Source organism: Effusibacillus sp. SKA8 (assembly GCF_058273125.1).
This window is the reverse complement of record NZ_JBZCSF010000012.1, coordinates 61,364-86,992: the sequence shown is the minus strand read 5'-3', so window position 1 is coordinate 86,992 and position 25,629 is coordinate 61,364. Positions and strand designations below refer to the sequence as shown.

The window sequence follows — 25,629 nt, the reverse complement described above, 5'->3', positions numbered from 1 at the left end:
TGTAATCCTGGAATAGGAGGGTGACGATATGCACCGGGTACTGGAAACGGAACAACTGGAACTCGTTTATGATTGTGCCGCCCGCTGCAAGCTATGCAGGGAACTTTCCTGCAAACAACCGGCGTATGTCGAAGTCGTGTACTGCCCGCGTTTTGTCGCGATTGAACCGCGTACCGACGCGGCAAAGAAAAAACGGGCCGCGGCGGATCAAAAAAAACACCCCACCGACAATAAGCGCGGATCCCCGAGCAACCCGGGAACCCGCATGGTTACGAGGAAGTAATGGTGCACCCGGAGGGATTCGAACCCCCCCAAGACGCGGTTTAGGAAACCACCGCTCTATCCACCTGAGCTACGGGTGCGTATGTATTACATATTATATGGATTCCGGAATCGTGAATCAACCCGTAGAGTTTACCTTTTCTCCCTCCGGTTCACTTTTTCTTTTTTCTCCAACTCCATCATCACCTTCCAGGTGCGAATAAAATCCTTCCGTTGCCTGGGAGTGGCATTTTTGTATGTAAGCCAAAACTTGTGGCTTTCCGGATCTTGCTTGAACAATTTTGCAATTTCCTGGGCATCTTCCAGCAATTGCACTTTGTATGCCTCTTTCTCTTCCTTAAACATTTCGGAGCGGCCGAGCAGAAAATCCACCTGCACCCGGTAATAGTCCGCCAGGCGAATCAACGTTTCGATGTCAGGTTCGTTTCTGCCGCTCTCATAGTGGGCGTATCTCGCTCGCGATATACCAATTGCATCGGCAACTTCCTGTTGTGTTTGGGTACCTCGTAACATGGACAGACGTTTGCCCAGCATACTCCCACCTCCCGCTTCTCTTTCTATTATAGTTACAAATTGTATCTGTTGAAAACAAAAATTCAAAATGTATCGAATTTCGGTTGACGATACAAAATGTATCATGTATCTTAAAGTTATCCAGGTACATTTTGTATCAGTGGGGTGGAAGTGTGAGAAGAGAACGATTGGCTAAAGAACGCACATCCCGGAATTTGACACAGGAACAGGTTGCCAGTGATATCGGAATCTCGACGATCTATCTCCGAAAGCTGGAAGGAGGACAGTCCAAACCTGGACGCGAAACGATGTTGAAACTGGAACGTTACTACGGTGTGCCTGCCCGGGATCTGTTTCCCGACATATTCATGGGAATTTCCAACCCTTCGCCGACTCCCAGGCCAAAGAGGTGATCCGAGGATGTCCGAACAAAATGTCATCAGGCAACAAAGATTCCAACCCAACATAAAAACCAGCCAATTGGCTGGTTTCAAATTTGCCGAACCTCCGTGTTCCCGTCCTTCACGCCGATAGTAAATCTGGCGGAGTGAGAGGGATTCGAACCCTCGATACGGGTTATCCCCGTATACTCGCTTAGCAGGCGAGCGCCTTCGACCTACTCGGCCATCACTCCGTAATTGACTTGTCGACAGCTATCGAATTTTTGCATGGCACTTTCCCATTTTACATTTTGTCCGCGCAGAAATCAAGGTTTGGAATCTGTCAACTTTTTCATGCGATACCGGCGAACGATGGAATACCATGTCACGAACAATAAGAACATCCACGCCAACGCGTAAAACACTTTTGCAATGACCTGCGAGACTTCGTACGGCGATAGGCTGATCATGAATCCGACGACAAACATCGCAAAGGTGATGAACATTGATCGGCCAAACGCGGCTCGACGCAAAGCAAAAAACTGAACGATCACGCAGACGATGAACGCAAGCAAGCCCGCGAGACTTCCCATTGTATCGGCTCCTTCCCCGGCGGATATTTCCTATTATACATGAATTCATGTTCCAATTCGATCTTGACAAAAAACAGGCGGCTTTTCAAAGCCCACCTGCTTTTTCCGTTACCGTCCCGATTTATGGGCGCCCAATTTTGGTTACGCCGCCCATATAAGGTACAAGTGCTGCCGGAATCTCGACACTACCGTCTTTTTGCTGATAATTCTCAAGAATCGCCGCCACCGTCCGGCCGACCGCAAGACCCGATCCGTTAATCGTATGTACGAATTCCGGCTTTGCTTTCGCATCGCGACGGAACCGGACGTTCGCGCGGCGAGCCTGGAAATCTTCAAAGTTGGAGCAACTGGAGATTTCCCGGTACTGATTGGCTGCGGGCAGCCATACTTCAAGATCGTATTTTTTCGCAGGACCGAACCCCAGATCCGCCGTACACATGTCAAGCACGCGGTAAGAAAGGTTTAAGCGCTGCAGGATCGCCTCAGCGTTGTGGACCAGCTTCATCCACTCTTCATAGGAATTTTCGGGGAGGGTAAATTTGACCATCTCCACTTTGTTGAACTGGTGCATGCGGATCAAACCGCGCGTATCGCGGCCGGCCGCTCCGGCTTCCGATCGGAAACAAGGCGTATACGCGACATAATAACGCGGCAGGTCAGCCGCCTGCAGAATCTCGTCCCGGTGCAAGTTGGTGACGGGAACTTCCGCCGTTGGAACCAAAAAGTACTCGGTATCCACCAGTTTAAAAGCGTCTTCCTCAAACTTCGGCAAATTGCCCGTTCCGGTCATGCTTGCCCGGTTCACGATAAAGGGCGGCAGCACTTCGACATATCCGTGTTCCACAGTATGAATATCGAGCATGAAGTTAATCAACGCCCGTTCAAGGCGTGCTCCGAGGCCTTTGTAGAACACGAACCGCGCACCCGTCACTTTGCTGCCCGCTTCAAAGTCAAGGATGCCAAGTTGGGCCGCCACTTCCCAGTGCGGTTTCGGCTCAAAATCAAATTGCCGGATTTCGCCCCATTTTTTCACTTCCACATTGTCGTCTTCCGACTCTCCAACGGGGACGCTCTCATGCGGAATGTTTGGGATGGTCAGTTGCACGTATTGCAGTTTCTCGTCAACAACCCGCAGCTCGTCGTCCAATTCCTTGATGCGGTCTCCCACCCGGCGCATCTCGTCAATCAGCCGTTCGACATCCGGATTTTGAACCGTTATCGAGGCAGATAAGTCGGCTGAACCCTCTTTCTTAAGTCTTGCCACTTCTTTCGACACAGCGTTGCGCTTGGCTTTCAGAGCTTCCGCTTCCGCCAGCAGTTCGCGCCGGCGGGTGTCAAGGCGCAAAAACTCATCGACGACCTCCACCGGTTCGCCCCTTTTTCTTTGCGATTCCCGAACCCGATCCGGATCGTTTCGCAGAATGCGAGCATCCAACATCACAAATCATCCCCTTCTCGAAAAATGCAAAAAGCCCCCGCCGCCAGACATCGTCCGGGGCGAGAGCCGTATCTCCCGCGGTGCCAACGGATCAAATCGACAGCCTTCCGCCGAACCGCTATCACCTTTCGCGCACGATCTCGAGAAAAAACCGATGAAGGCGGATGTCGTCCGTCAATTCCGGATGAAAAGACGCCCCCAACAGATGCCCCTGTCTGGCTGCCACAATCCGATCCTGATAAGTCGCCAGCACTTCTACGCCATCGCCCACTTCCATAATGTGCGGCGCCCGGATGAACACAGCCCGGTAAGGGGCGCCTTCGATCCCTTTGATCTTGAGATCGGTTTCAAAACTTTCCCGTTGCCGGCCGAAGGAATTGCGGTCCACAAGGACGTCCATGACGCCAAGATGCGCCCAATCCTGGCCATGAATGCGGTTGGCCAACAGAATCAACCCCGCGCAAGTGCCAAACATCGGAGTGCCGGCCTGGGCCATTTCCCGGATCGGTTCCGTCAACCCGTACTGGTTCATCAGCTTGCCAATCGTCGTGCTCTCTCCGCCCGGAAGAACCAGTCCGTCAATCCCTTCCAGTTCTTCCTTGCGCTTTACGGCAACGACTTCATCAGCCCCCGCCTGCTGCAAACTCTGGATGTGTTCCGCGACCGCCCCTTGCAAGGCCAATACACCGATTTTCATGTCGAACCGGCCTCCTACCAGCCGCGTTCCGCCATCCGCTCGTTAGCCGCCAGAGTCGACAATTCGATCCCTTTCATCGCGGTGCCGAGGTTTTTGGAGAGTTCAGCGATCAACTTGTAGTCCTGATAATGAGTGGTGGCCTGTACAATCGCTTTTGCGTATTTTTCCGGATTCTCCGATTTGAAGATGCCGGAGCCGACAAACACGCCATCCGATCCGAGATGCATCATCAAAGCCGCATCCGCTGGAGTCGCCACTCCACCCGCTGCAAAATTGACGACCGGGAGTTTGCCGAGCCGCTTCACTTCCAGCAGAAGCTCCAGCGGTGCGCCCAAATTCTTCGCTTCAAACACAAGTTCGTCTTCCGACATGTTTTGTACTTTGCGGATCTGCGCCTGCATCGTGCGCTGATGCTTAACCGCTTCCACAATGTTGCCCGTTCCCGGCTCGCCCTTGGTGCGGATCATCGAAGCGCCTTCCGCGATCCGCCGGAGCGCTTCCCCAAGGTCGCGGGCGCCGCATACAAACGGAACGGTGAACTCTTTTTTGTTGATATGGAACTTGTCATCCGCCGGCGTCAAAACTTCGGACTCGTCGATGTAGTCGACACCCAGCGCTTCAAGCACTTTCGCTTCGACATAGTGTCCGATGCGTGCTTTTGCCATGACCGGAATGGAAACGGCTTTCATGACTTCTTCTATGACTGTGGGATCCGCCATGCGGGCAACCCCGCCTGCCGCGCGAATATCCGCAGGCACGCGCTCCAGCGCCATAACGGCCACCGCTCCGGCCTCTTCGGCGATCTTTGCTTGTTCCGCGTTAATGACGTCCATAATGACGCCGCCCTTTTGCATCTCAGCCATCCCACGTTTAACTCGGGAAGTCCCTACTTCCATCACGACCCCACTCCTCTGTAACCGTAAAATTGGATCTTTTCTATTTTAGCGTACCCTGTGTCGAAGGACAACCTGCATTCACCCATCAATGTAATAAAAATCGTTCAGATTAGTCGGGATATTTTTAAAAACCGGGGCTACTCCCGGTTTTCTTTGTCGTCAAGACCCTCCTCCTGTTTCATTCTGCGGAGAAACGCGCGGAACATAAAGAATCCGCCCGTTAAAATCACGACGATCAAAATTGTATTTAACGCCAGCCACCATGCGGCACTGATTCCCGAACCCATCAACCTTCACCTGTTCCGTTATTTTTTAAACAACCCCTGCACGCTGCCGGCGATGCTGTCAAAAAGTTTGCGGAACAAGAGCCGAATCCAGCTTCCTTTTTCCACATCCTGCGTCGCCACCAAATTGACCGACCCCAACACCTGTCCGTTTTTCACCTTTTGCATTTGCCCAACGACCTGTCCTTTCGCAAAAGGAGCCTGCACCTGATCCCAGGCAAATTTTGTTTCAATTCCCTGTTCGTCTCCGTTTTTCAGTGCAAGATACAAATCTTCGGCAGGAGCCACTTCCACTTCTTTGTTCTTGGCGTTGGCGATGATCGCTTTTTCCGCCAACGGCTTGTCCTTTTCGACAACGCGCACCGATTTGAAGTTGTTGAAGCCGTAGTCAAGCAGCTTAACGGTATCCGTCTGGCGCTGAAGATCGGTTTGGGCGCCCATGATGATCCCCAGCAAGCGAAAACCGCCCCGTTCCGCCGTGCTGACAAGACAATTGCCGGCTTCGTCCGTAAATCCGGTTTTCAGACCGTCCATGCCCTCGTATTTGCCGATCAGGTGGTTTGTGTTTTCAATTTTGTTCTGCCCGCCCCGGATTTCAAAATCTTTGATTTTGGTGTACTCGAGAATTTGCGGGTATTTGGTGATCAATTCCCGCGATACGATGGCAAGATCCGCGGCTGTCGTGTAATGATCGGGATGATGCAGCCCGTTCGAGTTGACGAAATGGGTGCCTTTCATTCCAAGCTGGGCCACTTTTTCATTCATTTTCCGAACAAAAGCCTGCTCGCTGCCGGAGATGAAAATTGCAGTCGCCATCGAGGCGTCATTGCCGGACGGAACCGCGATAAACTTGATCATTTCCTGCAGCGTAAACTTCTCTTTCGGATCCAGCCAAACGCTCGATCCTTCAATGTTGTAAGCTTCCAGCGGAACGGGCACCAGATCGGTCATTTTCTTCTGACCGGTTTGCACCGCTTCCATTGCAAGCAGCATCGTCATGATCTTGGTTGTACTCGCCGGATAGCGTTTTTCGTTAGCATTTTTCTCGTATAACACCTGCCCCGATTTGACATCCATCAGCAGGGCAACGGGAGCTTCGATGGCGGGACCATCCGCCGCCGCTGTGTTGGATGCGGGAATCAGAACAGAAACGGCTACCGACACAGCGACTGCCAAACTGAGAATCCTGTTTTTCAAATTTCGCTTTTCCTTCATGACGGTCTCCTCTCCTGCATATCCCAATCGATTATACCACAGCCGGACAAACATGAAAAAGACGGGGAGAAATCCCTGTCCATCCAATTGGCAAGCAAAAAGATCCCGCAGCATCGCGGGACCAAACCATTGTTTTTATGCGCTTTTATACGCTGTAGTTGGGCGCTTCTTTTGTGATCTGCACATCGTGCGGATGGCTTTCCCGCAATCCGGCGGCCGTAATTCGAATGAATCTCGTATTGTTTTGCAATTCCTCAACCGTTCGGACTCCGCAATATCCCATACCGGCACGCAGACCGCCCACCAGTTGGTAAAGGGTCTCCGCAACCGCTCCCCGGTACGGAACTCGTCCTTCAATCCCTTCCGGCACGAGTTTTTTCTCGCCCTCCTGGAAATAGCGGTCGCCGGAACCGTCTTTCATCGCGCCAATTGACCCCATTCCCCGATAGACCTTGAAAGAACGGCCCTGGAAAATCTCCATTTCGCCCGGGCTTTCTTCCGTTCCGGCAAGGAGGGACCCGATCATCACCACATCGGCACCGGCCGCAATGGCTTTTACGATATCTCCCGAATATTTGATTCCTCCGTCCGCGATAATCGGGATGTTGTATTCGCGGGCGACGGTGGCGCAGTCGTAGATGGCGGTAATTTGTGGGACTCCGATCCCCGCGACAACCCGCGTCGTACAAATCGATCCCGGACCGATTCCGACTTTAACCGCATCCGCCCCGGCTTCTATCAAGTCCCGTGTCGCTTCTCCCGTCGCCACATTGCCCGCCACGATCTGCAGTTCCGGGAACCGTTTCCGAAGTTCCCGCACGGTATCCAAAACGCCTTTGGAATGGCCATGCGCGGTATCCACCACAATCAGATCCACTCCCGCCTGAACCAAAGCCTCCGTCCGATCATACGTGTCGCGGGCGACGCCGACGGCGGCTCCGCACAGCAACCTCCCGTGTTCGTCTTTGGCCGCATTTGGGTAGCGCTTTGCTTTTTCAATGTCTTTGATCGTGATCAAACCGCGGAGAACGTAGTTTTCGTCGACAAGCGGAAGCTTTTCCACCTTGTGGTGCTGCAGAATCTCCTTTGCCTGTTCCAATGTCGTACCGACGGGAGCGGTAACCAGATTTTCTTTGGTCATCACTTCCCCGATTTTCCGCTGGAAATTCTGTTCAAACCGCAAATCCCGGTTGGTGATGATGCCGACCAAACGCCTTTCCCCGTCGACAATCGGTACACCGGAAATCCGGTATTTCGCCATCAAAGCTTCCGCATCGTACACGTGGTCGTCAGGCTTCAGAAAAATTGGGTCGGTAATGACACCTGACTCCGACCGCTTGACTTTGTCCACCTCTTCCGCCTGTTCCGCAATCGACATGCTCTTGTGGATGATGCCGATGCCGCCTTCCCGTGCCATCGCGATCGCCATCTTGGCTTCCGTGACCGTGTCCATGCCGGCCGACACGATCGGCGTATTCAAGCGGATTTTGTTGGTGATGCGGCTGGTTACGTCGACTTCCCGCGGCAACACTTCCGATTTTTGCGGGATCAACAGCACATCGTCAAACGTCAGACCTTCTTTTTCAAACTTGTGTTCCCACATGTCGCGATTCCCCCATTCTTGCATAGTTTCCCTGTTACCCGTAGATATTATGGCTAGTTTAGCAAAGGGGTTTGGACTGGTCAACCGGTCAAACTGAAGCGGAACTGAAGGGTGTCAGACTGCAAACCGCTACCTTCGTCGGCAAGGGGAAAAATACATATTCTACAGTTCGTAAGGGGTTGCAAAACATTGGATCATCCGTTAATGGCCAAAGTTGAAACCGAACTGCGCCGGGTGCTCGCCACAAATAGTCCATCCCTCAGTCCGATGGTCGACCATTTTTTGCAGACCAGGGGAAAAGGCACCCGTCCTCTGCTGGTTTTGTTATGTGGAGACATCGTGTCGGCTCCCGCAAAACGTTCCGTCGATCTCGCGGTGGCAGTCGAACTGCTGCACATGGCGTCGCTTATCCATGACGATATCGTCGATCAGGCACCCGTCCGCCGGCAGCAAGCGACGATTCACAGCCTGTGGGGAGAAGGTGCCGCTGTGCTTGTCGGCGATTATTTTTTTGGCAAAATGTTGGGAGTGATCAGTTCATATCCGCCCGTCATCCGTGCGTTTGCGGATACCGTTCAAAGCCTCGTTGCCGGGGAATTCCTGCAAACCGACCAACAATTCGATCCCAGTGTGACGGAGGAAGAATATCTGAACCGCATCTGCCACAAAACCGCCCGTTTTATATCCGCCTGCTGCAAAATCAACTGTCTGGCGAACGATGCTCCTTTGCATGTCACAAACGCCCTCACCGGTTACGGGTATTACCTCGGGATGGCGTATCAGTTGGCGGATGATCTGATCGATATTGCGGAGACCCCGGAAAGAATCGGCAAGCCTGTTATGCAAGACATTTCCCGGGGGATTTTTACGCTTCCTTATCTTTACGAGTTCCGGCGCACTCCCTCTCCGCCGCCGGGATGCGCGTATTGGAAAATCCCTTTGTCTGACGAATCGCTTGCATATACGCGGCAACTTGCAGCACACTACATACAAAAATCGGTCAACCGCCTGTCGGTGCTCCCGGGTTCCGAGGCGAAGAACGGACTGATCCGCATCGCGCTCAAAGTCAAGAAGCGGATTGAACAACTTCAGGAGGCGAATCCGAATGCTCCTTCGCTCGATTAAAGGCATGGTTCTCCTGATCCGAATCGTGCCGGTTCTGTCATGGAGTTTTTGCGCAATCCTTTTGTCGGTAGGGTTTGCGGCCCACGATCTGCAGGGATTCATGTTCCTTCGCTGGACCGTGATCGCAATATTGTTTGCCGGCGCTCTTCTCTTGCAGGGAATCGTCGCCCACGCTTTCAACGACCGTACCGATTGGCTGTCAGGCACGGACCAACGCTCCCCCGGAATCTTGTCCGGGGGCAGCAAAGTGATCCGCAAAGGCTATTTTTCGGAAAGGCAACTTATACTCATCGGGTTGTGCGGACTCCTTGCGGCTGCCGGTCTCGGCAAATATCTAAGCATGCTGACCTCTGATTACGTTTGGGTGTTTGTATTGATCGGCATGTGGTCGGCGATCGCTTACACCAACGCTCCCTTCCGGTTGGCCTATTATCCTTTGCTCGGCGAATGGATGGCGGCATTCCCGGCTATGGTGGCCTGCACATTGGGCACCTATTATGAGCTGACGGGCTCCATCTCAAAACCGGTGGTATGGGCATCCGTGATCCATTCCCTGCTTTGCGTGGCCTGGTTGATGCAGCATCACCTGAGCGACATCGATTCCGATTTGCAGGCGGAACCGCAAAAACTCACCACTGTCGCCTTTGTCGCGGACCGTTGGGGGAAGGCGGCAACTCCATACATTGCAGCCGCTTATTTTCTGCTTGCCGCCTTTGTAAGTATTGTCGCCACATTGGGCGTACATCGGATGTTCCTGTTGTCCGTCTTCTGCTCCCTGCTGGGAGCGGTCGCCGCCTGGAGCACAAATCCTTACAACATAAACAACATTACAATCAATCAGGTGAAAATGATCGCGGTTACCATTTTGCATACGCTGATTCTTTTCAGTTTTGAAGTGATGACGTATTAAGGTTGGTTATTCCGTGTCCCCGGTCTCGTTTTCTTCACCGTCTTCGCTCTTGACGACGCGGGCAACGGTGGACACTTCCTCATCCTCTTTCAAAGAAATCAGCTTTACGCCCTGCGTGTAGCGGCCCTGTTCCGAAATTTCCTTAATCCGGAGGCGGATTACCACTCCGGAGTTGGTGATGATCATCAGATCCTCATCGGGCGTCACGACTTTGAGTCCAACGACATGACCGTTTTTTTCCGTAACGTTTAACGTCTTAATCCCCTTGCCGCCCCGGGATTGCAGACGGTAATCCTGTTCGCTGGTCCGTTTGCCGTATCCGCGGGAAGTTACGGCAAGAACATCCCAACCGGGCTCAAGGATGTCCATGTCAATCACGACATCGCCTTCCGCCAGTGTGATCCCCTTCACCCCTGTTGCGGAGCGGCCCATCGGCCGTACATCCATTTCTTTGAAACGAATTGACATTCCGTTGCGCGTACCCATGATAATTTCCCGATTGCCGTCAGTCAAACGCACGCCGATCAATTCATCGTCGTCCCGGATGTGAAGTGCAATCAGGCCGCCTTTGCGAATATTGGCGAATTCGTGGAGAGAAGTTTTTTTGACGATTCCCTGACGGGTCGCCATAAACAAATATTGCCCGTCGGTAAATTCCTTTACGGGGATCACGGCGGAAACGATCTCGCCCTGCTCGATGTTCAGCAGGTTGATGATCGGAGTTCCTTTCGCCGCCCGCCCGAATTCGGGAACCTCATACGCTTTCAGACGATACACTTTCCCTTTGTTCGTAAAGAAAAGGATGTAATTGTGAGAAGAGGTAATGAAAAGATGTTCGACGAAATCCTCTTCCTTGGTTCCCATCGCGGTCACACCCCGGCCGCCACGGCGCTGGCTTTTGTAGGTAGAAGCGGGCAAGCGCTTCACATACCCGGCATGTGTAATGGTCACCACTACATCTTCCTGTGGGATCAGGTCTTCGACGTCGATTTCCCCTTCCGCCGCCACAATTTGCGAACGGCGCCCATCGCCAAAGCGCTCCTTGATCTCTGTGATTTCTTCCCGAATTACCCCCATCAGTTTGGCCTCGTCTTCGAGAATCTCTTTCAGACGGGCGATCAATTTCACCAGTTCGTCGTATTCGTTTTCGATTTTGTCCCGTTCCAATCCGGTCAACCGGCGCAAGCGCATGTCAAGTATCGCTTGAGCTTGTTCCGGCGACAACCCGAACTTGCCCATCAAACCGGTCCGCGCTTCCTCATCCGTCGCCGAAGAACGGATCAGCGCAATCACTTCGTCGATGTGATCGAGAGCGATCCGCAGCCCTTCCAGGATGTGAGCGCGTGCTTCCGCCTTGTTCAAATCAAATTGCGTCCGGCGGCGTATGACGACCTTTTGGTGTTCCAGATAATGATAGAGGGTGTCGCGCAGATTCAGAAGTTTTGGTTCGCCGTTCACGAGCGCCAACATATTGACGCCGAAAGTCGATTGCAGCGGCGTGTGCTTGAACAGGTTATTCAACACGACCTGCGGCTTCACATCGCGGCGCAGTTCGATGACAATACGAATTCCGTTACGGTTGGATTCATCGCGCAGATCGGTGATTCCGTCAATTTGTTTGTCCCGGACGAGTTCCGCGATCCGCTCCACCAGACGCGCCTTGTTGACCTGATAGGGAATTTCCCTGACGATGATTTGCGCTTTTCCGTTTCTCGTCTCTTCAATCTCCGTAACGGACCGCATGACGATCGAACCCCGGCCCGTTTCGTAAGCCTTGCGGATTCCATCGCGTCCAAGGATCAAAGCGCCGGTCGGAAAATCCGGCCCTTTGACAACCGTCATCAAATCGGAAACCGTTGCGTTCGGATTGTCGATTAACATCAGGACACCGTCGATCACTTCCCGCAGGTTATGCGGTGGGATGTTGGTGGCCATGCCGACCGCAATGCCGGATGAACCGTTTACCAGCAGGTTGGGAAAACGGGAAGGCAGTACGAGCGGTTCTTTTTCGCTGCCGTCGTAATTGGGACCAAAATCCACCGTTTCTTTATTGATATCTCGCAACAGCTCCATCGCGACATGCGACATGCGGGATTCCGTATATCGCATAGCGGCTGCCGCATCCCCGTCAATCGAACCGAAGTTTCCGTGTCCGTCGACAAGCAGATAACGGGTGGAAAAATCTTGCGCCATACGAACGAGTGAATCATAAACAGCCGCATCTCCGTGCGGATGGTATTTACCAAGCACATCACCGACAATACGGGCAGATTTTTTATAAGGCTTGTCCGGTGTATTTCCCGCCTCATACATCGCATACAAAATCCGGCGATGTACGGGCTTCAATCCGTCCCGGACATCGGGAATCGCGCGGCTGACAATCACGCTCATCGCGTAATCCAAAAAGGAATTGCGTAGCTCAGTACTCAGATCGATCGGTAAAACTTTGCCAGTTTCCGGCATTCCATTCCCTCCAAGGTTGCTTACAGGTCCCTCTCAAAGTGTTCGGTGTTGCTTCAAAGTCTCCGCTTTACTTTGTGAGGTTGTCTTATATGTCCAGATTGCGCACAAATTTGGCGTGTTCCTCGATAAATTCCCTGCGTGGCTCGACCCGATCCCCCATCAGTTTGTCAAAAATCAGATCGGCTTCCGCCGCATCTTCCATCGACACCTGCAGCAATGTACGGTTTTCCGGGTCCATCGTGGTCTCCCACAACTGCTCCGGATTCATCTCGCCAAGACCCTTGTACCGCTGGATGCCAACGCCGGTACGCCCCCATTCCGCCAGGACCCGTTCCAGATCCGCATCGTTGTATGCATAGACGACCTGCTTTCCCTTCGTCACTTTGTAGAGCGGAGGCTGCGCAATATAGACGTACCCAGCATCGATTAAAGGTTTCATATATCGATAAAAGAAAGTTAACAGCAGGATCCGGATATGGGAGCCGTCGACATCTGCATCCGTCATGATCACGATTTTGTGGTACCGGGCCTTCGAAATGTCAAAATCCTGTCCGATCCCCGTGCCGATCGCGGTGATAATCGCGCGAATCTCCGTATTGGACAGGATTTTGTCCAAACGCGCTTTTTCAACGTTGATGATTTTCCCCCGCAACGGCAAAATCGCCTGGAACTTGCTGTCCCGTCCCTGCTTTGCAGAACCTCCCGCGGAGTCCCCTTCCACGATGTAGATCTCCGAAACGGAAGCGTCGCGCGACGTGCAATCCGCCAATTTTCCGGGGAGTGAACCGACCTCCAAAGCGTTCTTGCGGCGGGTCAAATCGCGTGCCTTCCGCGCGGCTTCCTTCGCCCGCGCGGCCATCAGCGCTTTTTCCACGATCCTTTTGGCAACAGCCGGATTTTCGTTGAGAAAATCGGCAAACTTATCGCCAAACAGCGTCTGGACGATCCCGCGAACCTCAGAGTTGCCGAGTTTTGTCTTCGTTTGCCCTTCAAACTGCGGATTCGGAATTTTGACGGATATGACGGCGGTGATGCCTTCCTGTACATCTTCCCCGTCGAGTTTCGTATCGTCTTTGATCAGATTCATCCGTTTTCCGTACTCGTTGATTACACGGGTCAGGGCGCTTTTGAAACCCGCTTCGTGGGTGCCGCCCTCGTGGGTGTTGATATTGTTGGCAAAAGAGAAAATGCTGCTCGCGTAACCATCGTTGTACTGCAGCGCGATTTCGGCAATAATCCCGTCTTTCTCGCCCGACACCAAGATCGGGTCATGCAGTACTTCCCGATTTTGATTGAGATACTCGACAAACGAAACAACGCCGCCTTTGTACCGGAACGTTTGCGCTTTGCCGTGGCGCTCGTCGGTCAAAGTGATCGTAATCCCGCCGTTCAAAAAAGCGAGTTCCCGCAGCCGGGACTGCAATGTGTCATAGGAAAACTCCGTCGTTTCGGTAAAAATCTCCGGGTCCGGTTTGAACGTAACGGTGGTGCCGGTCTCGTCCGTAGTGCCGATCACTTCCAAAGGAGTTACCGTCTTCCCTCTCTCAAAGCGCTGCCGGTGGATTTTCCCTTCGCGCCTGACTTCCACGACCAACCATTCCGAAAGCGCGTTTACAACCGAGGAGCCCACACCGTGGAGTCCCCCCGACACTTTATATCCTTCCCCGCCGAATTTGCCGCCGGCGTGGAGAACCGTCAATACCACTTCGACCGTTGGGATCCCCATCTGCGGATGGATCCCGACCGGTATGCCGCTGCCGTTATCCCGAACCGTCACACTGTTGTCAGGATGAATCGTGACGTCAATCGTATCGCATCGCCCTGCGAGGGCTTCGTCGATACTGTTGTCGACGATCTCCCAAACCAGATGGTGCAGCCCCCGGACACTCGTGGATCCGATATACATGCCGGGCCGTTTGCGAACGGCTTCAAGGCCTTCCAACACCTGTATCTGGGACTCGTCATATACGTGCGTCTCCTGCGTCATCCAGGTCCCTCCGATTCCTTATCATACCTTGTAAATTCTACCATACCACCGATGCCAAAGCAAAAATCGGGAGAACATAATAAAGCACGCAAACCGCGTGCCGTTGCCCTATCCTATTTTTCGTCAAGTTCCGTAATGAAGCCTGCACGTTTTTTCAGAGTGAGGGAAGAAATCGGCGAAAAAAACACTTTGCGGTTTGTCACGACAAAGGATTTGCTTTCGGATTCGTCGATCACCACCACAAACCCCTCTTCTTCCGCCACACTCAGAAATTCCTTTGTGCTTTCGGCCGTGTCCTTCATCTTCAAATCAAAAATCGCAATCACTTCTTTGCTGGGAACCATCACGTCGCCGCCGAGATGAATAAACATTTCAACACCTGCCTTTCCGGAAAAAATCCGTCTGGAATTGGCCGTTACAATTGGCTGATCGCACCTTGTTTCACGCGGTACACAACCGCTTTTTCCCGCATCAAATCTTCCAGCCCGTATGTCATGGTAGTCGTAATCAACGTTTGAACGCGTTCCCCCATGCTGTCAAGCAAATGAAGCTGCCTCATCGCATCGAGTTCCGACAGCACGTCGTCCAGCAAAAGAACCGGGTATTCGCCGACCTCGCGGCGGATCAGCTCGATTTCGGCTAGCTTGATCGAAAGCGCCGCCGTTCGCTGTTGACCCTGTGAACCGTAGGTCTGCACATCCTTTCCGTCGATGCGAACCTCGATGTCATCGCGATGAGGACCGACGGAAGTGGCTCCCCGGCGAAAATCGTCCTTCTGCCGCAGAGCCAATTGCCGCCGAAAACTGTCTGTCACTGCTGCCGACTCAATTTCATTTTCCGCAAACGAGCACTTGTACCGCAAGCTCAATTCTTCCGTACCGGACGTAATCCGCTTGTGAATCTCCCGGGAAACCCCTTGCAGTCTGTCGACAAACTCCAGCCGTTTGCGGATGATTTTCGCGCCGTATTCGATCAATTGTTCGTCCCAGACGGCCAGTGTTCCCAGGAAGTTGTGGTCAATCCGCTCGCCGTCCCTTAAAAGATTGTTTCTTTGCTGCAGCACTTTTTGATATTGCGAAAGATTGTACAGATATTGGGGACTGATTTGCCCCAATTCCATGTCAAGAAACCGCCTTCTCGCCTGCGGCCCTCCTTTTGCCAGCAGCAAATCCTCGGGCGCAAACAGGACGACATTCAAATGCCCTATGAAATCGCTGATTTTTCGTTTTTCAACGCCGTTGACCCGAACTTTCTTGCCACGCTGCCAAATCTTCAAATCAAGGGCATAAGTACGCTGGTTCCTGACGACTTCTCCCGAAACGGAAGCAAATTCCGCTCCCCAGCGAATCATCTCCGCATCCCGGCCGGCACGGTGCGATTTGGCCAGCGCCAGCATGAGAACGCTTTCCAGCACATTCGTTTTTCCCTGCGCGTTTTGCCCGACAAAGATCGTAACCTGAGGCGACAGTGACAAGGAAAGTGACTCATAATTCCGGAAATCCCGCAACTCCAATTTTTGCAAAATCATACCGGTCGACTCTCGGTTTAATAAATTCGCACCGGAAGGATGAGATGCAAGTAATCCGGATTCTCGGGTTGCCTGATCAGGAACGGACTCATCGAACCTGTAAATTCTATCGTGACTTCTTCACTCTCGACAACGCGCAAAGCGTCAAGCAAATATTTCGAGTTAAACGCGATCAGTAGCTCTTCCCCCCTAAACTCCGCTGGCTGCAACATTTCCGTCACTTTTCCCACATCGGGCGAGTTTGAGGAGAGTTCACAAAAACCGGGTTTCATGTTGAATCGCACCACGTTGTTGTCATTGTCGCGGGCGATCAAGGCCGCGCGTTCAACCGCGTTCAGGAGCGCCTTTGTCCCCAACCGGATTCCGGTTTTGAACGTTGTCGGAATGATGCGGGAAGTGTCCGGATATTGTCCTTCGATCAAACGGGAATAAAACCGGGTATTTTCGAATTTGAAAAGAATCTGGTTGTCCGCAATGACAACATCAACCAGACTGTCGTTATCCGGCAACATTCGCCCCAATTCCGACAGGCTTTTGCCGGGGACGATGACATTCCCAAAGGTCAGACCGGCAGGCGCTTCCACCGCGGCAGTACGCTGGGCCAACCGGTGGCTGTCGGTCGCCACAAACCGGAGTTGGCCGTCTTTTAATGCCGTCTCAACACCGGTAAGAACCGGCCGGATCTCTTCCGTAGAGACTGCGGGAACGGCTTGCCGGATCATTTCTTTCATGACAACAGCCGGAATGCTGAACGTTTGATTGCCCGCAATTTGCGGCAGCCGCGGAAATTCATCGGCATGTATGCCGTGCAGGTTAAATTCGGAGGGGCCGGAACGGATTACGGTCAGATAATTTTGTTTGACTTCCATCTCGACAGTGGATTCCGGCAACTTGCGCACAATCTCGGACAAGTAACGAGCCGACAGAACGATAGCCCCTTCTTCCATAATCTGAGCAACCTGCTGCTCCTCTATGTGGGTTGGAAGGCAGGTTTCAATTCCCGTTTCCAAATCAGTTGCCGTCATTTTGAGCAAGTTTTTTTCGGCAGTGATCTTGATGCCGGTCAGTACGGGAATGGTCGTTTTGCTTGACACGGCCCTCTGCACGTTTTGAATCGCAGAAAGAAGTGTGCCGCGTTCAACGGAAACTTTCACGGAAAATCCTCCTCGTCGGGTCATACAAATTGAAAACCGTTCATAGATATTTATTAGTGATACGTAATTTAAAGCAGTCATAACAGTAATAAGCGTTGTGAATTTGTGGATAACTTCTGTGAATTCATGCTTTGTCTGATTTTGTCGATGTGGACAAATTGTAGACAAACGGGTTCCCGGTATCCACAGTTTTAACATTTACGGTTTGATTTTTTCTTTCAACGCTTCAATGGTCTGCCGCAAAGAAAAATTGTTTTCCAGCTCTTTTGAGATTTTCTCGTGGGCGTGAATCACCGTGGTGTGATCCCGGCCTCCGAATTCATTCCCGATTTTTGGCAGCGAAAAATCGGTCAATTCCCTTGCGAGGTACATGGCGATTTGCCGCGGGAAGGCGACGGCTTTCGTCCGTTTCTTCGCCTTGAAATCCTCGATCCGAAGGTCGAAATGCTCCCCGACCACCCTCTGGATGTCGCTGATCGTGACCATCTTCGGGCGCGAATCGGAAATGATGTCTTTTAAAGCTTCGGCGGCCAGGTCAGCGTTCAAATCGTGGTTGATCAGGGAAGAATAGGCGACGACCCGGATCAAAGCCCCTTCCAGTTCCCGGATGTTGGTGTCGATCTTGTTCGCGATGTACATGATCACATCGTTTGGAATGTTGAACCCGTCGGCTTTTGCTTTTTTGCGAAGAATCGCGACCCGTGTCTCCAGATCCGGCGGTTGAATGTCGGTGATCAATCCCCATTCGAAACGGGAGCGAAGTCGGTCTTCCAGAGTGGGAATGTCCTTGGGCGGCCGGTCGCTCGATATGATAATCTGCTTGCTTTCTTCGTGCAAAGTGTTAAACGTGTGGAAGAATTCTTCCTGGGTCTGTTCTTTTCCCGCAAGGAATTGAATATCATCAATCAGCAACACGTCGATGTTCCGGTACTTGTTGCGAAAATCTTCCGTTCGGTTGTACTGGATGGCGTTGATGAATTCGTTCGTGAATTTTTCGGAAGAGATATACACCACCTTGGCGGACGGGTTGTGTTCCAACACATAATGGCCGATTGCATGCATGAGGTGTGTTTTTCCCAAACCGACACCGCCGTAGATAAAAAAAGGGTTGTACGCTTTTGCCGGCGCTTCCGCAACCGCCAGGGCCGCGGCGTGGGCAAACCGGTTGCCGGCGCCGATCACGAAGGTTTCAAACGTATATTTCGGATTCAAGGCGGAGGGGACATATTCGTCCGTGAGGTCCTTTTCCGCACGTCCGTTGGTTTCTTTGGGCCGGTGCAAATCTTTGTCTGCGGCTCCGAACTGCTCTTCCGCTATTTGGGGAATCACAAGTTTAACTCCCATTTGTGAACGCGTAATGGCGGAAAGGGTTTCGTTAATGATCCCGACATATCTCGATTCCAGCCAGTCGCGGGAAAAATCGTTGGGCACGCTGACAACCAAGGTGTTACCTTCAAGCGAGATTGGTTTGGTCGCTTTGAACCAAGTTTCAAAACTTGGCTTCGATAAAGTTTGTTCCAACAAAGAGAGTGCTTTTTGCCAAAGTTCGCCGGCTTGCCGATCCATGAATCCGATTACCTCCCGAACAATCAAACGATGACAAATGGATCCCAAAGAAGAAAAAAAATCCACAGAAAAAAATTTTTTAACACAACTGTGGATGATGCTGACGGGCGAATTTTGTCGCAAATTCGTAATTTTGGACGGAATTTGTTGACTTCTTTATGAGGAAATGTGGACAATTCAATACAACATGAGGATAAGTATTCACAATATTATCCACAACTTGTGGACAACCCTGGGAATAAACGAAGGTTATCCACTGCGATGACAAAATTATGATAACAAAAACAACCCCGAGTCTGCAATGGGGTTTTCTGGCCTTATCCACAAAACGGACAATTTTCAGGGCGCGGCATCCACATTCCTGTGGATTGTGGATAAAACCATAAAAAATTCGTCGAATCTTGTGCATAAAAAATTGTTTGTTTTCAAGTTGCCCACAAGCGTGCAATCCGTGTTAAAAACTTGACAGTACCATTAGGAGATGTCTATAATTACCTAGTATGTGTCGGAGCTTTTGCCGTTTTAAACAAAACAAATGGTTTCTTTTGATATACAGGGGGTGTGGCAAATTATGAAACCGACGTTTCAGCCGAACGTGCGCAAGCGGAAAAAAGTTCACGGTTTCCGCAAACGCATGAGCACGAAAAACGGCCGCAAAGTTTTAGCTGCTCGTCGTCGCAAAGGGAGAAAGGTATTGTCAGCATGAGGCCACAATTTTTTGTGGTCTTTTTTCTGCGATTTAAAAACGTTTAAAAGACCGGTTTTTTCGTTATACTGAGAGGTAACCATGAAGAAATTGCATCGTCTCAAAGACAATCGCGATTTTCGCCGGGTCTTTGAAAAAGGCAGATCTTTCGCCAACCGATACCTCGTTTTGTATCATGCGCCCAACCAGTTGGGGTTTTATCGGGTTGGTTTTTCCGTGTCCAAAAAAGTGGGGAATGCGGTGGTTCGGAACCGGGTGAAACGATACTTACGGGAAGCGGTGCGGCAGCAAGGGCTCGATTCGGCTTTGTCTGTCGATTTCGTGATCATTGCGAGGCCGTCGGCTGCCAATTTGGATTTTGACGGCATCTGTGGCAATTTAGTACACTTATTGGTAAAAACGGGGTACATAAAGAAAACTAAACTTTTTGAAACAAGTGAAAAAGGATGAAGCGCGTCGCGTTGTTTGCCATCCGGTTTTACAGGAAATGGATTTCACCCATGAAACCGCCTTCTTGCCGTTTTTACCCGACTTGCTCCGCTTATGCTCTGGAGGCGGTAGAAAAACACGGAGTATTACGCGGGAGCTGGTTGTCAGCGAAACGTTTGATCAAATGCGGACCTTGGCATCCCGGTGGGTACGATCCTGTTCCGGAAGTGAAAAATAGGGAATTCGATGAGGAGGGGGCTTCTTTTTGAAGAAGATCGGATTATTCTCGTTGCTGGTTTTTCTGACGCTTACGGCAACTGGTTGCGGCACTCAGACCGGAGGCACCATCGATCGGTCGGGTGTTTGGGGCAAATTTGTCGGCATCATCTCGGACGGCATCGATTATTTTGCCAAATTAGTTGGGGATTACGGAATTTCGATCCTGATCGTCACGCTCATCATCCGTATCCTGATTTTCCCGCTGATGTATAAGCAGTTGAAACATTCCAAGCTGATGCAGGAACTGCAGCCGGAAATGGCAAAAATCCGTGAAAAATACAAGAACGATCCGCAAAAAATGAACCAGGAAATGATGAAACTGTTTCAGGAGAAAGGTACCAACCCGCTGGCCGGATGTTTCCCGATTTTGATTCAAATGCCGATTTTGATCGCGTTGTATCAGGCGATTATGTTCAACGAGCATATCAAAACAGCCCAGTTTCTCGGCATTGTGACTTTGGGATTGCCGGAACATTACGTTCTGCCGGCACTGGCCGCGATTACGACCTATATCCAGACTCGCATGACGATGATGAATCCGAACGATCCCCAGCAGAAAATAATGCTGTACATGATGCCGGCCATGATTTTCTTCTTCAGTTTCACATTTCCGGCTGCTCTTGCATTGTATTGGGCATTTGGCAACGTTCTGACCATCATCCAGTATTATTTCCTGAAGAAACCCCAAAAGGCAGCCGGCCAGGGAGGCGCCGCCAAATGAAAAAAGTGATTGCCACGGGCAAAACGGTGGAAGAGGCGATCGCAGTCGCATTAAACAAACTCGGGGTTGCGGAAGACCAGGTGGAGATTCGCGTCTTGACGCAGCCTTCGCGGGGATGGTTCGGCCTGATTGGGGCACGGGATGCTGAAATTGAAGCGGTTGTGAAGGAATCCGCCGTTCTGGAGGAAGCGGAGAAGGAAACAGAGTCCCTTGATCCCGCCAAGTCGATTGAGAATGCGGTACGGTTTTTGAAAGAAGTGATCCGGTCGATGGGATTGAGCGCGGAGGTTTCGGTTTGTGAGGAAAAAGACGGCCAATACCTGTTCGAAATCACAGGCGACCGGATGGGGATTTTAATCGGCAGGCGGGGACAAACGCTGGATGCTCTGCAGTATCTCGTCAATCTGGTTGCGAACAAGCATTCCGACAGATTTTTGCGCATTGTCCTCGATGCGGAAGAGTATCGTTCCCGCAGAAAGGAAACGCTGGAGCGATTGGCCGACCGTCTGGCGAAACAAGTTCTTCGGGAACGGAAAGAAATCGAACTGGAACCGATGCCGGCTCACGAGCGAAAAATTATTCACACGTACCTGCAAGGACATTCCCGAATCGGAACCCGCAGCGTCGGGGAAGAGCCAAATCGTAAAGTCATGATCTATTTAAAATATTAAAACATCTTAAAATGATTCGCCGTGTGGATTTGTTTGCAACCGCCGTCCGTTGATGAACGGCGGTTTTTTGCTTGGCTGTTCATTATGTTACAATGAAATGTGCACAATGAGATGGATAACGTTTGCGGGGGATTCTCAATGTTTCAATTTGATACCATTGCCGCAATCGCCACGGCCTTGGGGGAAGGCAGCGTGGGAATCATTCGGATCAGCGGACCCGATTCGATCCGAATTGCGGATCAAGTGTTTCGTTCGAAGAAAAGGCTGGAAGAAGCACAGACCCATACGCTTCATTACGGACATATCGTGGATCCGAAAACGGGAGAACGCGTCGATGAGGTACTCGTGGCCCTTATGCGAGCACCCCGCAGTTACACGATGGAAGATGTGGTCGAAATCCACTGTCACGGAGGGATCGTCGTCGTCCAACGCGTTCTCCAAGTCGTCTTGGCGGCGGGAGCAAGGCTTGCGGAGCCGGGAGAATTCACCAAGCGCGCTTTCTTGAACGGAAGAATCGATCTGTCGCAAGCGGAAGCGATTATCGATCTGATCCGGTCAAAAACCGATTCGTCGATGAAAATCGCGTTCAAACAGGTGGAAGGACGCCTAAGCGAGAAAATCCGCGCATTGCGGAAGACGATGCTTGAACTGCTAGCCCATATTGAGGTGACGATCGATTATCCGGAACACGATGTGGAGGATGTGGCGATTTGTGATATTCTCGAGCGGGGAAGGGCGATGATGGAAGAGATCGACTCCTTGTTGGCGGGCGCATGGACCGGGCGCATCCTGCGGGAAGGGATCCGCACGGTTATTGTCGGCAAACCGAATGTGGGGAAATCCTCCCTTTTGAACGCACTGTCCGGAACCGACCGGGCGATTGTCACGGATATTCCCGGAACCACACGCGACATCCTGGAAGAACAGATCAGCATCCGGGGAATTCCGCTCCAAATCATCGATACGGCCGGTATCCGGGAAACGGAGGATGTAGTGGAGCGAATCGGCGTCGAGCGCAGCCGCAGCGCTTTGGAGGAAGCGGATTTGGTGTTGTTTGTGCTTGACGCAAGCAGGGAGCTGGCTGAAGTTGACAGAGAGCTTTTGGCGAAAGTCACGGGAAAGCCTACAATAATCATTTTAAACAAAGTGGATTTGCCGCGTAAAATGGATGCCGAAGCGATTCGAAAATCCGCTCCTGCGGCGACGATTGTGGAAATGTCCGTGAAACAGGGGCAAGGCATCGAGCAACTGGAAGCGGAAGTGGAACGGTTATTCCTGGCAGGCGGTATTGAAGGCAAAGAAGCCGCTTACGTTTCCAACACCCGTCACATCGCTCTTTTGGAAAAAGCGAAAACGCGGTTGGAGGAAGCGATCGCATCGGCGGAATCAGGCGCGACTCCGGATTTGGTTGCGGTGGAAATCCGCGACGCTTGGGAGATATTGGGTGAGGTTATCGGAGAAGCGGTGGGGGAAGATCTGCTGGATCAGATTTTCTCGCAATTTTGTCTGGGCAAGTAGAGGGAGGTTCACTCATGCGATATTTTGCGGGGGAATATCAAGTCATCGTGATCGGAGCGGGTCACGCGGGTTGCGAAGCGGCGCTTGCGGCCGCAAGACTCGGCTGCAAGACGTTGCTTTTAAGCATCAATCTTGACACGGTCGCCTATATGCCCTGCAATCCGGCGATCGGCGGACCGGCCAAAGGAAACGTCGTGCGTGAAATTGACGCTCTGGGCGGGGAAATGGCGGCTAACATCGACAAAACTTACATTCAAATGCGGCTGTTAAATACCGGAAAAGGGCCTGCCGTTTACGCGTTGCGTGCACAGGCTGACAAAGCGCTGTACAGCCTGTCGATGAAATATACGATCGAACACACTCCGAATCTGACGCTGCGGCAAGGCTTGGTCGAGGAACTGCTGGTCGAGGGCGAACGCATAAAAGGAGTAGTCACGAAAACGGGTGCGGAATACCACGCGCAAGCGGTTGTACTGACCACCGGCACTTATTTGCGGGGGCGTGTCATCATTGGGGACGTTTCTTATCAAAGCGGTCCAAACGGACAGATGCCGGCATTGCGATTAACCGATTCCTTGCTGGATCTGGGGTTTCAGTTGACGCGGTTCAAGACGGGGACGCCGCCGCGCGTCAACAAAAACACGATCAATTTTGACAAATGTATCGTGCAACCGGGAGATCCGGAACCTCTGCATTTTTCGTTTTCCGATGATGTCAAACCGCGGGAACAGGTTCCCTGCTGGCTGACCTACACGAACGAAACGACCCATTCGATCATCATGGAAAATTTGCACCGGGCACCGATGTTCACCGGCGACATCGAAGGTACCGGTCCCCGTTATTGTCCGTCGATCGAGGATAAGGTGGTTCGCTTTGCGGACCGTCCGGCGCATCAGATCTTCCTTGAACCGGAAGGAAAGGACACGGCGGAATGGTATGTGCAGGGTTTTTCCACCAGTTTGCCGGAAGATGTGCAATTTAAAATGTTGCGGACGATTCCCGGACTTGAAAATGCGGAAATGATGCGTCCCGGTTACGCGATCGAATACGATGCCATCCTACCGACCCAGCTCAAGTTGACGCTTGAAACCAAAACGGTCAAAGGGTTATATACCGCCGGCCAGATCAACGGGACTTCCGGTTACGAAGAAGCCGCCGGCCAGGGGATTATCGCCGGTATCAACGCCGCACTCTCCGTGCTTGATGGGGAGCCTGTCATTTTGGGCCGTTCGGAGGCTTATATCGGCGTGATGATTGACGATCTTGTGACCAAAGGGACCAACGAACCTTACCGGCTGTTGACATCCCGCGCGGAATACCGCCTACTTTTGCGGAATGACAACGCCGATCTGCGATTGATGGAGGTTGGACATCGGATCGGCCTGGTGTCTAATCGGCGGTTTGAACGTTTTCTCCGGAAAAAAGAGGGGATCGAGCAAGAAATGTCACGCCTGAAATCGATTCGCTTTAAGGCGGATGAGATCAACTCTTTTTTGGTTGAAAAAGGGACCAAACCGTTGGAAAAAGATCAGGCTGTCACTTTGGACCAATTGTTGAAGCGTCCGGAAATCGACTATAAAGCGATCGAACATCTGGCTCCGCCGCCGGAACCCGTTCATCCGGAAGTGGCCGAGCAGGTGGAAATCCAAATCAAATACTCCGGCTATATCGAAAAGCAGATGCAGCAGATCGAAAGACAAAAGAAGCTGGAAGAACGCTTGATTCCGGAAGACATCGACTATACCGCGGTCAACGGCCTTTCTTCCGAATCGAAGGAGAAGCTTTCGAAGATCCGGCCGCGTTCCATCGGCCAGGCGTCCCGCATCTCAGGGGTTACCCCGGCAGACATTTCGATATTGCTCGTCTGGCTGGAAAGCAAGTCCAAAAGGAGTGCCGGCGCATGAGCGATGCTTTGATTGAGCGATTCGCAGCCAGGATTGAACAGGCAACCGGCGTCAAAGTGGGCGAGGGCGAACTCGCCCGCTTCACTCGTTATTACGAGCTGCTGATCGACTGGAACGAACGGATGAATTTGACCGCGATCACCGATCGGGCGGGTGTGTACTGGAAACATTTTTTCGATTCGGCGACCCTGCTGACGGTGCCGGATTTTCGCCGCGATTCCCGTCTGCTCGATGTGGGGGCGGGTGCGGGGTTTCCATCCGTTCCCGTCCGGATTCTTTGTCCTGGTTTGCAGGTAACGGTTCTGGATTCGCTGCAAAAAAGGATTGGTTTTTTGGACGAGTTGGCCAAACAATTGGAGTTGGCGCAATTCTCGGCTGTTCACGGGCGTGCGGAGGATTACGGCCGCAACGCGCTGTGGCGCGATTCGTTCGAACAGGTTACGGCCCGCGCCCTCGCCCGTTTGCCGGTGTTGTTGGAATTGTGTCTGCCTTTTGTGAAAGTGGGCGGATATTTTTTCGCGATGAAAGGTCCGGATGGCGAGGCGGAAGTGAAAGAGTCGACAAAAGCCCTGCAACTTTTGGGCGGAGAAATTCATGACATCCGAAAGTTTGAAATCGAGGAAATCGAGGGGACGCGAACCGTTATCGTTGTAAAAAAGGTGAAACAGACGCCCAAGCTCTATCCGCGCAAAGCGGGAACCCCCGCCAAAAAACCGCTTGTGTAAAAGCAGGAACTTTCAGGGAACATCACGAAATAAATATCTGCG

The 25,629-nt window shown here is 51.9% G+C and carries 26 protein-coding genes and 2 tRNA genes; 12 read left to right on the top strand and 16 right to left on the bottom strand.

Going from position 1 to position 25,629, the window contains the following annotated elements:
- Positions 1-28 precede the first annotated feature (28 nt).
- Entirely contained in the window at positions 29-283 is a 255-nt protein-coding gene (locus AC4ED1_RS11175) for a hypothetical protein (RefSeq protein ID WP_490938575.1), read from the top strand.
- On the opposite strand, the gene AC4ED1_RS11170 is transcribed toward AC4ED1_RS11175, so the two are convergent.
- Both AC4ED1_RS11170 and AC4ED1_RS11165 read right to left on the bottom strand, forming a co-directional pair.
- A tRNA-Arg gene (locus AC4ED1_RS11170) sits at positions 284-362 on the bottom strand.
- Positions 363-414: 52 nt separating this feature from the next.
- Positions 415-816 (bottom strand): helix-turn-helix domain-containing protein, encoded by a 402-nt coding sequence (locus AC4ED1_RS11165; protein ID WP_490938573.1) that lies wholly within the window; start codon positions 814-816, stop codon positions 415-417.
- Between the two features lie 152 nt (positions 817-968).
- On the opposite strand from AC4ED1_RS11165, the gene AC4ED1_RS11160 reads away from it, so the two are divergent.
- Positions 969-1,208, top strand: coding sequence for a helix-turn-helix domain-containing protein (locus tag AC4ED1_RS11160; RefSeq protein WP_490938571.1), 240 nt, complete (start codon positions 969-971; stop codon positions 1,206-1,208).
- A gap of 127 nt (positions 1,209-1,335) precedes the next feature.
- On the opposite strand, the gene AC4ED1_RS11155 is transcribed toward AC4ED1_RS11160, so the two are convergent.
- The 8 genes from AC4ED1_RS11155 to guaB form a co-directional block, all read right to left on the bottom strand.
- Positions 1,336-1,429 (bottom strand) — tRNA-Ser (locus AC4ED1_RS11155).
- 72 nt (positions 1,430-1,501) lie between these two features.
- Entirely contained in the window at positions 1,502-1,768 is a 267-nt protein-coding gene (locus AC4ED1_RS11150) for a hypothetical protein (protein WP_490938569.1), read from the bottom strand.
- A 121-nt stretch (positions 1,769-1,889) separates the two neighbouring features.
- Complete coding sequence (gene serS / locus AC4ED1_RS11145; protein WP_490938567.1) at positions 1,890-3,206, bottom strand: serine--tRNA ligase; 1,317 nt, start codon at positions 3,204-3,206, stop codon at positions 1,890-1,892.
- A gap of 121 nt (positions 3,207-3,327) precedes the next feature.
- On the bottom strand, positions 3,328-3,903 hold the full coding sequence (pdxT, locus tag AC4ED1_RS11140) for a pyridoxal 5'-phosphate synthase glutaminase subunit PdxT (protein ID WP_490938565.1): 576 nt from the start codon (positions 3,901-3,903) through the stop codon (positions 3,328-3,330).
- 14 nt (positions 3,904-3,917) lie between these two features.
- A complete protein-coding gene (gene pdxS / locus AC4ED1_RS11135; protein ID WP_490938563.1) occupies positions 3,918-4,799 on the bottom strand; it encodes a pyridoxal 5'-phosphate synthase lyase subunit PdxS in 882 nt (293 codons plus the stop codon).
- Positions 4,800-4,936: 137 nt separating this feature from the next.
- Positions 4,937-5,086: a DUF2621 family protein gene (locus tag AC4ED1_RS11130; protein ID WP_490938561.1), complete on the bottom strand. Its 150-nt coding sequence runs from the start codon at positions 5,084-5,086 to the stop codon at positions 4,937-4,939.
- A gap of 18 nt (positions 5,087-5,104) precedes the next feature.
- Complete coding sequence (locus AC4ED1_RS11125; RefSeq protein ID WP_490938559.1) at positions 5,105-6,298, bottom strand: D-alanyl-D-alanine carboxypeptidase family protein; 1,194 nt, start codon at positions 6,296-6,298, stop codon at positions 5,105-5,107.
- Positions 6,299-6,443: 145 nt separating this feature from the next.
- Complete coding sequence (gene guaB, locus AC4ED1_RS11120) at positions 6,444-7,901, bottom strand: IMP dehydrogenase (RefSeq protein ID WP_490938557.1); 1,458 nt, start codon at positions 7,899-7,901, stop codon at positions 6,444-6,446.
- Positions 7,902-8,090: 189 nt separating this feature from the next.
- On the opposite strand from guaB, the gene AC4ED1_RS11115 reads away from it, so the two are divergent.
- Both AC4ED1_RS11115 and AC4ED1_RS11110 read left to right on the top strand, forming a co-directional pair.
- A complete protein-coding gene (locus AC4ED1_RS11115; protein WP_490938555.1) occupies positions 8,091-9,026 on the top strand; it encodes a polyprenyl synthetase family protein in 936 nt (311 codons plus the stop codon).
- Positions 9,007-9,936 carry a prenyltransferase gene (locus AC4ED1_RS11110; protein WP_490938553.1) on the top strand — a complete coding sequence of 310 codons (930 nt, stop codon included), beginning with the start codon at positions 9,007-9,009 and terminating at the stop codon, positions 9,934-9,936. The genes AC4ED1_RS11115 and AC4ED1_RS11110 overlap by 20 nt, the downstream gene beginning before the upstream one ends.
- A 6-nt stretch (positions 9,937-9,942) precedes the next feature.
- Here the strand turns inward: AC4ED1_RS11110 and gyrA are convergent, their stop codons facing one another.
- The 6 genes from gyrA to dnaA form a co-directional block, all read right to left on the bottom strand.
- Complete coding sequence (gyrA, locus tag AC4ED1_RS11105) at positions 9,943-12,399, bottom strand: DNA gyrase subunit A (protein ID WP_490938551.1); 2,457 nt, start codon at positions 12,397-12,399, stop codon at positions 9,943-9,945.
- Positions 12,400-12,484: 85 nt separating this feature from the next.
- A complete protein-coding gene (gene gyrB / locus AC4ED1_RS11100) occupies positions 12,485-14,386 on the bottom strand; it encodes a DNA topoisomerase (ATP-hydrolyzing) subunit B (RefSeq protein ID WP_490938549.1) in 1,902 nt (633 codons plus the stop codon).
- Positions 14,387-14,499: 113 nt separating this feature from the next.
- Entirely contained in the window at positions 14,500-14,757 is a 258-nt protein-coding gene (gene remB, locus AC4ED1_RS11095; RefSeq protein WP_490938547.1) for an extracellular matrix regulator RemB, read from the bottom strand.
- Positions 14,758-14,801: 44 nt separating this feature from the next.
- Positions 14,802-15,914 carry a DNA replication/repair protein RecF gene (gene recF / locus AC4ED1_RS11090; protein WP_490938545.1) on the bottom strand — a complete coding sequence of 371 codons (1,113 nt, stop codon included), beginning with the start codon at positions 15,912-15,914 and terminating at the stop codon, positions 14,802-14,804.
- Positions 15,915-15,931: 17 nt separating this feature from the next.
- Positions 15,932-17,068 (bottom strand): DNA polymerase III subunit beta, encoded by a 1,137-nt coding sequence (gene dnaN, locus AC4ED1_RS11085; RefSeq protein ID WP_490938543.1) that lies wholly within the window; start codon positions 17,066-17,068, stop codon positions 15,932-15,934.
- Positions 17,069-17,266: 198 nt separating this feature from the next.
- Complete coding sequence (dnaA, locus tag AC4ED1_RS11080) at positions 17,267-18,634, bottom strand: chromosomal replication initiator protein DnaA (protein ID WP_490938541.1); 1,368 nt, start codon at positions 18,632-18,634, stop codon at positions 17,267-17,269.
- Positions 18,635-19,202: 568 nt separating this feature from the next.
- Between dnaA and rpmH the strand changes: the two genes are divergently transcribed.
- The 8 genes from rpmH (at position 19,203) to rsmG (ending at position 25,587) form a co-directional block, all read left to right on the top strand.
- The gene (rpmH, locus tag AC4ED1_RS11075; protein ID WP_490938601.1) at positions 19,203-19,340 is read left to right on the top strand and encodes a 50S ribosomal protein L34; all 138 of its coding nucleotides are present in this window, start codon (positions 19,203-19,205) and stop codon (positions 19,338-19,340) included.
- Between the two features lie 81 nt (positions 19,341-19,421).
- Positions 19,422-19,790 (top strand): ribonuclease P protein component, encoded by a 369-nt coding sequence (gene rnpA / locus AC4ED1_RS11070; protein ID WP_490938539.1) that lies wholly within the window; start codon positions 19,422-19,424, stop codon positions 19,788-19,790.
- Positions 19,787-20,038, top strand: a complete 252-nt coding sequence (gene yidD / locus AC4ED1_RS11065) for a membrane protein insertion efficiency factor YidD (RefSeq protein ID WP_490938537.1) — start codon at positions 19,787-19,789, stop codon at positions 20,036-20,038. Before rnpA ends, yidD begins: the two co-directional genes overlap by 4 nt.
- Complete coding sequence (locus tag AC4ED1_RS11060; protein WP_490938535.1) at positions 20,035-20,769, top strand: YidC/Oxa1 family membrane protein insertase; 735 nt, start codon at positions 20,035-20,037, stop codon at positions 20,767-20,769. The genes yidD and AC4ED1_RS11060 overlap by 4 nt, the downstream gene beginning before the upstream one ends.
- Positions 20,766-21,440, top strand: coding sequence for an RNA-binding cell elongation regulator Jag/EloR (gene jag / locus AC4ED1_RS11055; protein WP_490938533.1), 675 nt, complete (start codon positions 20,766-20,768; stop codon positions 21,438-21,440). The genes AC4ED1_RS11060 and jag overlap by 4 nt, the downstream gene beginning before the upstream one ends.
- Positions 21,441-21,578: 138 nt before the next feature.
- On the top strand, positions 21,579-22,958 hold the full coding sequence (gene mnmE, locus AC4ED1_RS11050; RefSeq protein WP_490938531.1) for a tRNA uridine-5-carboxymethylaminomethyl(34) synthesis GTPase MnmE: 1,380 nt from the start codon (positions 21,579-21,581) through the stop codon (positions 22,956-22,958).
- Positions 22,959-22,972: 14 nt separating this feature from the next.
- Positions 22,973-24,862 carry a tRNA uridine-5-carboxymethylaminomethyl(34) synthesis enzyme MnmG gene (mnmG, locus tag AC4ED1_RS11045; protein WP_490938529.1) on the top strand — a complete coding sequence of 630 codons (1,890 nt, stop codon included), beginning with the start codon at positions 22,973-22,975 and terminating at the stop codon, positions 24,860-24,862.
- Positions 24,859-25,587, top strand: coding sequence for a 16S rRNA (guanine(527)-N(7))-methyltransferase RsmG (gene rsmG, locus AC4ED1_RS11040; RefSeq protein WP_490938527.1), 729 nt, complete (start codon positions 24,859-24,861; stop codon positions 25,585-25,587). Before mnmG ends, rsmG begins: the two co-directional genes overlap by 4 nt.
- The last annotated feature ends 42 nt before the right edge of the window (positions 25,588-25,629 follow it).

Excerpts from the sequence above, each read along its gene's own strand:
- AC4ED1_RS11175 (WP_490938575.1), top strand. The coding sequence starts at position 29 with ATGCACCGGGTACTGGAAACGGAACAACTGGAACTCGTTTATGATTGT.
- AC4ED1_RS11165 (WP_490938573.1), bottom strand. The coding sequence starts at position 816 with ATGCTGGGCAAACGTCTGTCCATGTTACGAGGTACCCAAACACAACAG.
- AC4ED1_RS11150 (WP_490938569.1), bottom strand. The coding sequence starts at position 1,768 with ATGGGAAGTCTCGCGGGCTTGCTTGCGTTCATCGTCTGCGTGATCGTT.
- serS (WP_490938567.1), bottom strand. The coding sequence starts at position 3,206 with ATGTTGGATGCTCGCATTCTGCGAAACGATCCGGATCGGGTTCGGGAA.
- pdxT (WP_490938565.1), bottom strand. The coding sequence starts at position 3,903 with ATGAAAATCGGTGTATTGGCCTTGCAAGGGGCGGTCGCGGAACACATC.
- pdxS (WP_490938563.1), bottom strand. The coding sequence starts at position 4,799 with ATGGAAGTAGGGACTTCCCGAGTTAAACGTGGGATGGCTGAGATGCAA.
- AC4ED1_RS11130 (WP_490938561.1), bottom strand. The coding sequence starts at position 5,086 with ATGGGTTCGGGAATCAGTGCCGCATGGTGGCTGGCGTTAAATACAATT.
- AC4ED1_RS11125 (WP_490938559.1), bottom strand. The coding sequence starts at position 6,298 with ATGAAGGAAAAGCGAAATTTGAAAAACAGGATTCTCAGTTTGGCAGTC.
- guaB (WP_490938557.1), bottom strand. The coding sequence starts at position 7,901 with ATGTGGGAACACAAGTTTGAAAAAGAAGGTCTGACGTTTGACGATGTG.
- AC4ED1_RS11110 (WP_490938553.1), top strand. The coding sequence starts at position 9,007 with ATGCTCCTTCGCTCGATTAAAGGCATGGTTCTCCTGATCCGAATCGTG.
- gyrA (WP_490938551.1), bottom strand. The coding sequence starts at position 12,399 with ATGCCGGAAACTGGCAAAGTTTTACCGATCGATCTGAGTACTGAGCTA.
- gyrB (WP_490938549.1), bottom strand. The coding sequence starts at position 14,386 with ATGACGCAGGAGACGCACGTATATGACGAGTCCCAGATACAGGTGTTG.
- remB (WP_490938547.1), bottom strand. The coding sequence starts at position 14,757 with ATGTTTATTCATCTCGGCGGCGACGTGATGGTTCCCAGCAAAGAAGTG.
- recF (WP_490938545.1), bottom strand. The coding sequence starts at position 15,914 with ATGATTTTGCAAAAATTGGAGTTGCGGGATTTCCGGAATTATGAGTCA.
- dnaA (WP_490938541.1), bottom strand. The coding sequence starts at position 18,634 with ATGGATCGGCAAGCCGGCGAACTTTGGCAAAAAGCACTCTCTTTGTTG.
- rnpA (WP_490938539.1), top strand. The coding sequence starts at position 19,422 with ATGAAGAAATTGCATCGTCTCAAAGACAATCGCGATTTTCGCCGGGTC.
- yidD (WP_490938537.1), top strand. The coding sequence starts at position 19,787 with ATGAAGCGCGTCGCGTTGTTTGCCATCCGGTTTTACAGGAAATGGATT.
- jag (WP_490938533.1), top strand. The coding sequence starts at position 20,766 with ATGAAAAAAGTGATTGCCACGGGCAAAACGGTGGAAGAGGCGATCGCA.
- mnmE (WP_490938531.1), top strand. The coding sequence starts at position 21,579 with ATGTTTCAATTTGATACCATTGCCGCAATCGCCACGGCCTTGGGGGAA.
- mnmG (WP_490938529.1), top strand. The coding sequence starts at position 22,973 with ATGCGATATTTTGCGGGGGAATATCAAGTCATCGTGATCGGAGCGGGT.
- rsmG (WP_490938527.1), top strand. The coding sequence starts at position 24,859 with ATGAGCGATGCTTTGATTGAGCGATTCGCAGCCAGGATTGAACAGGCA.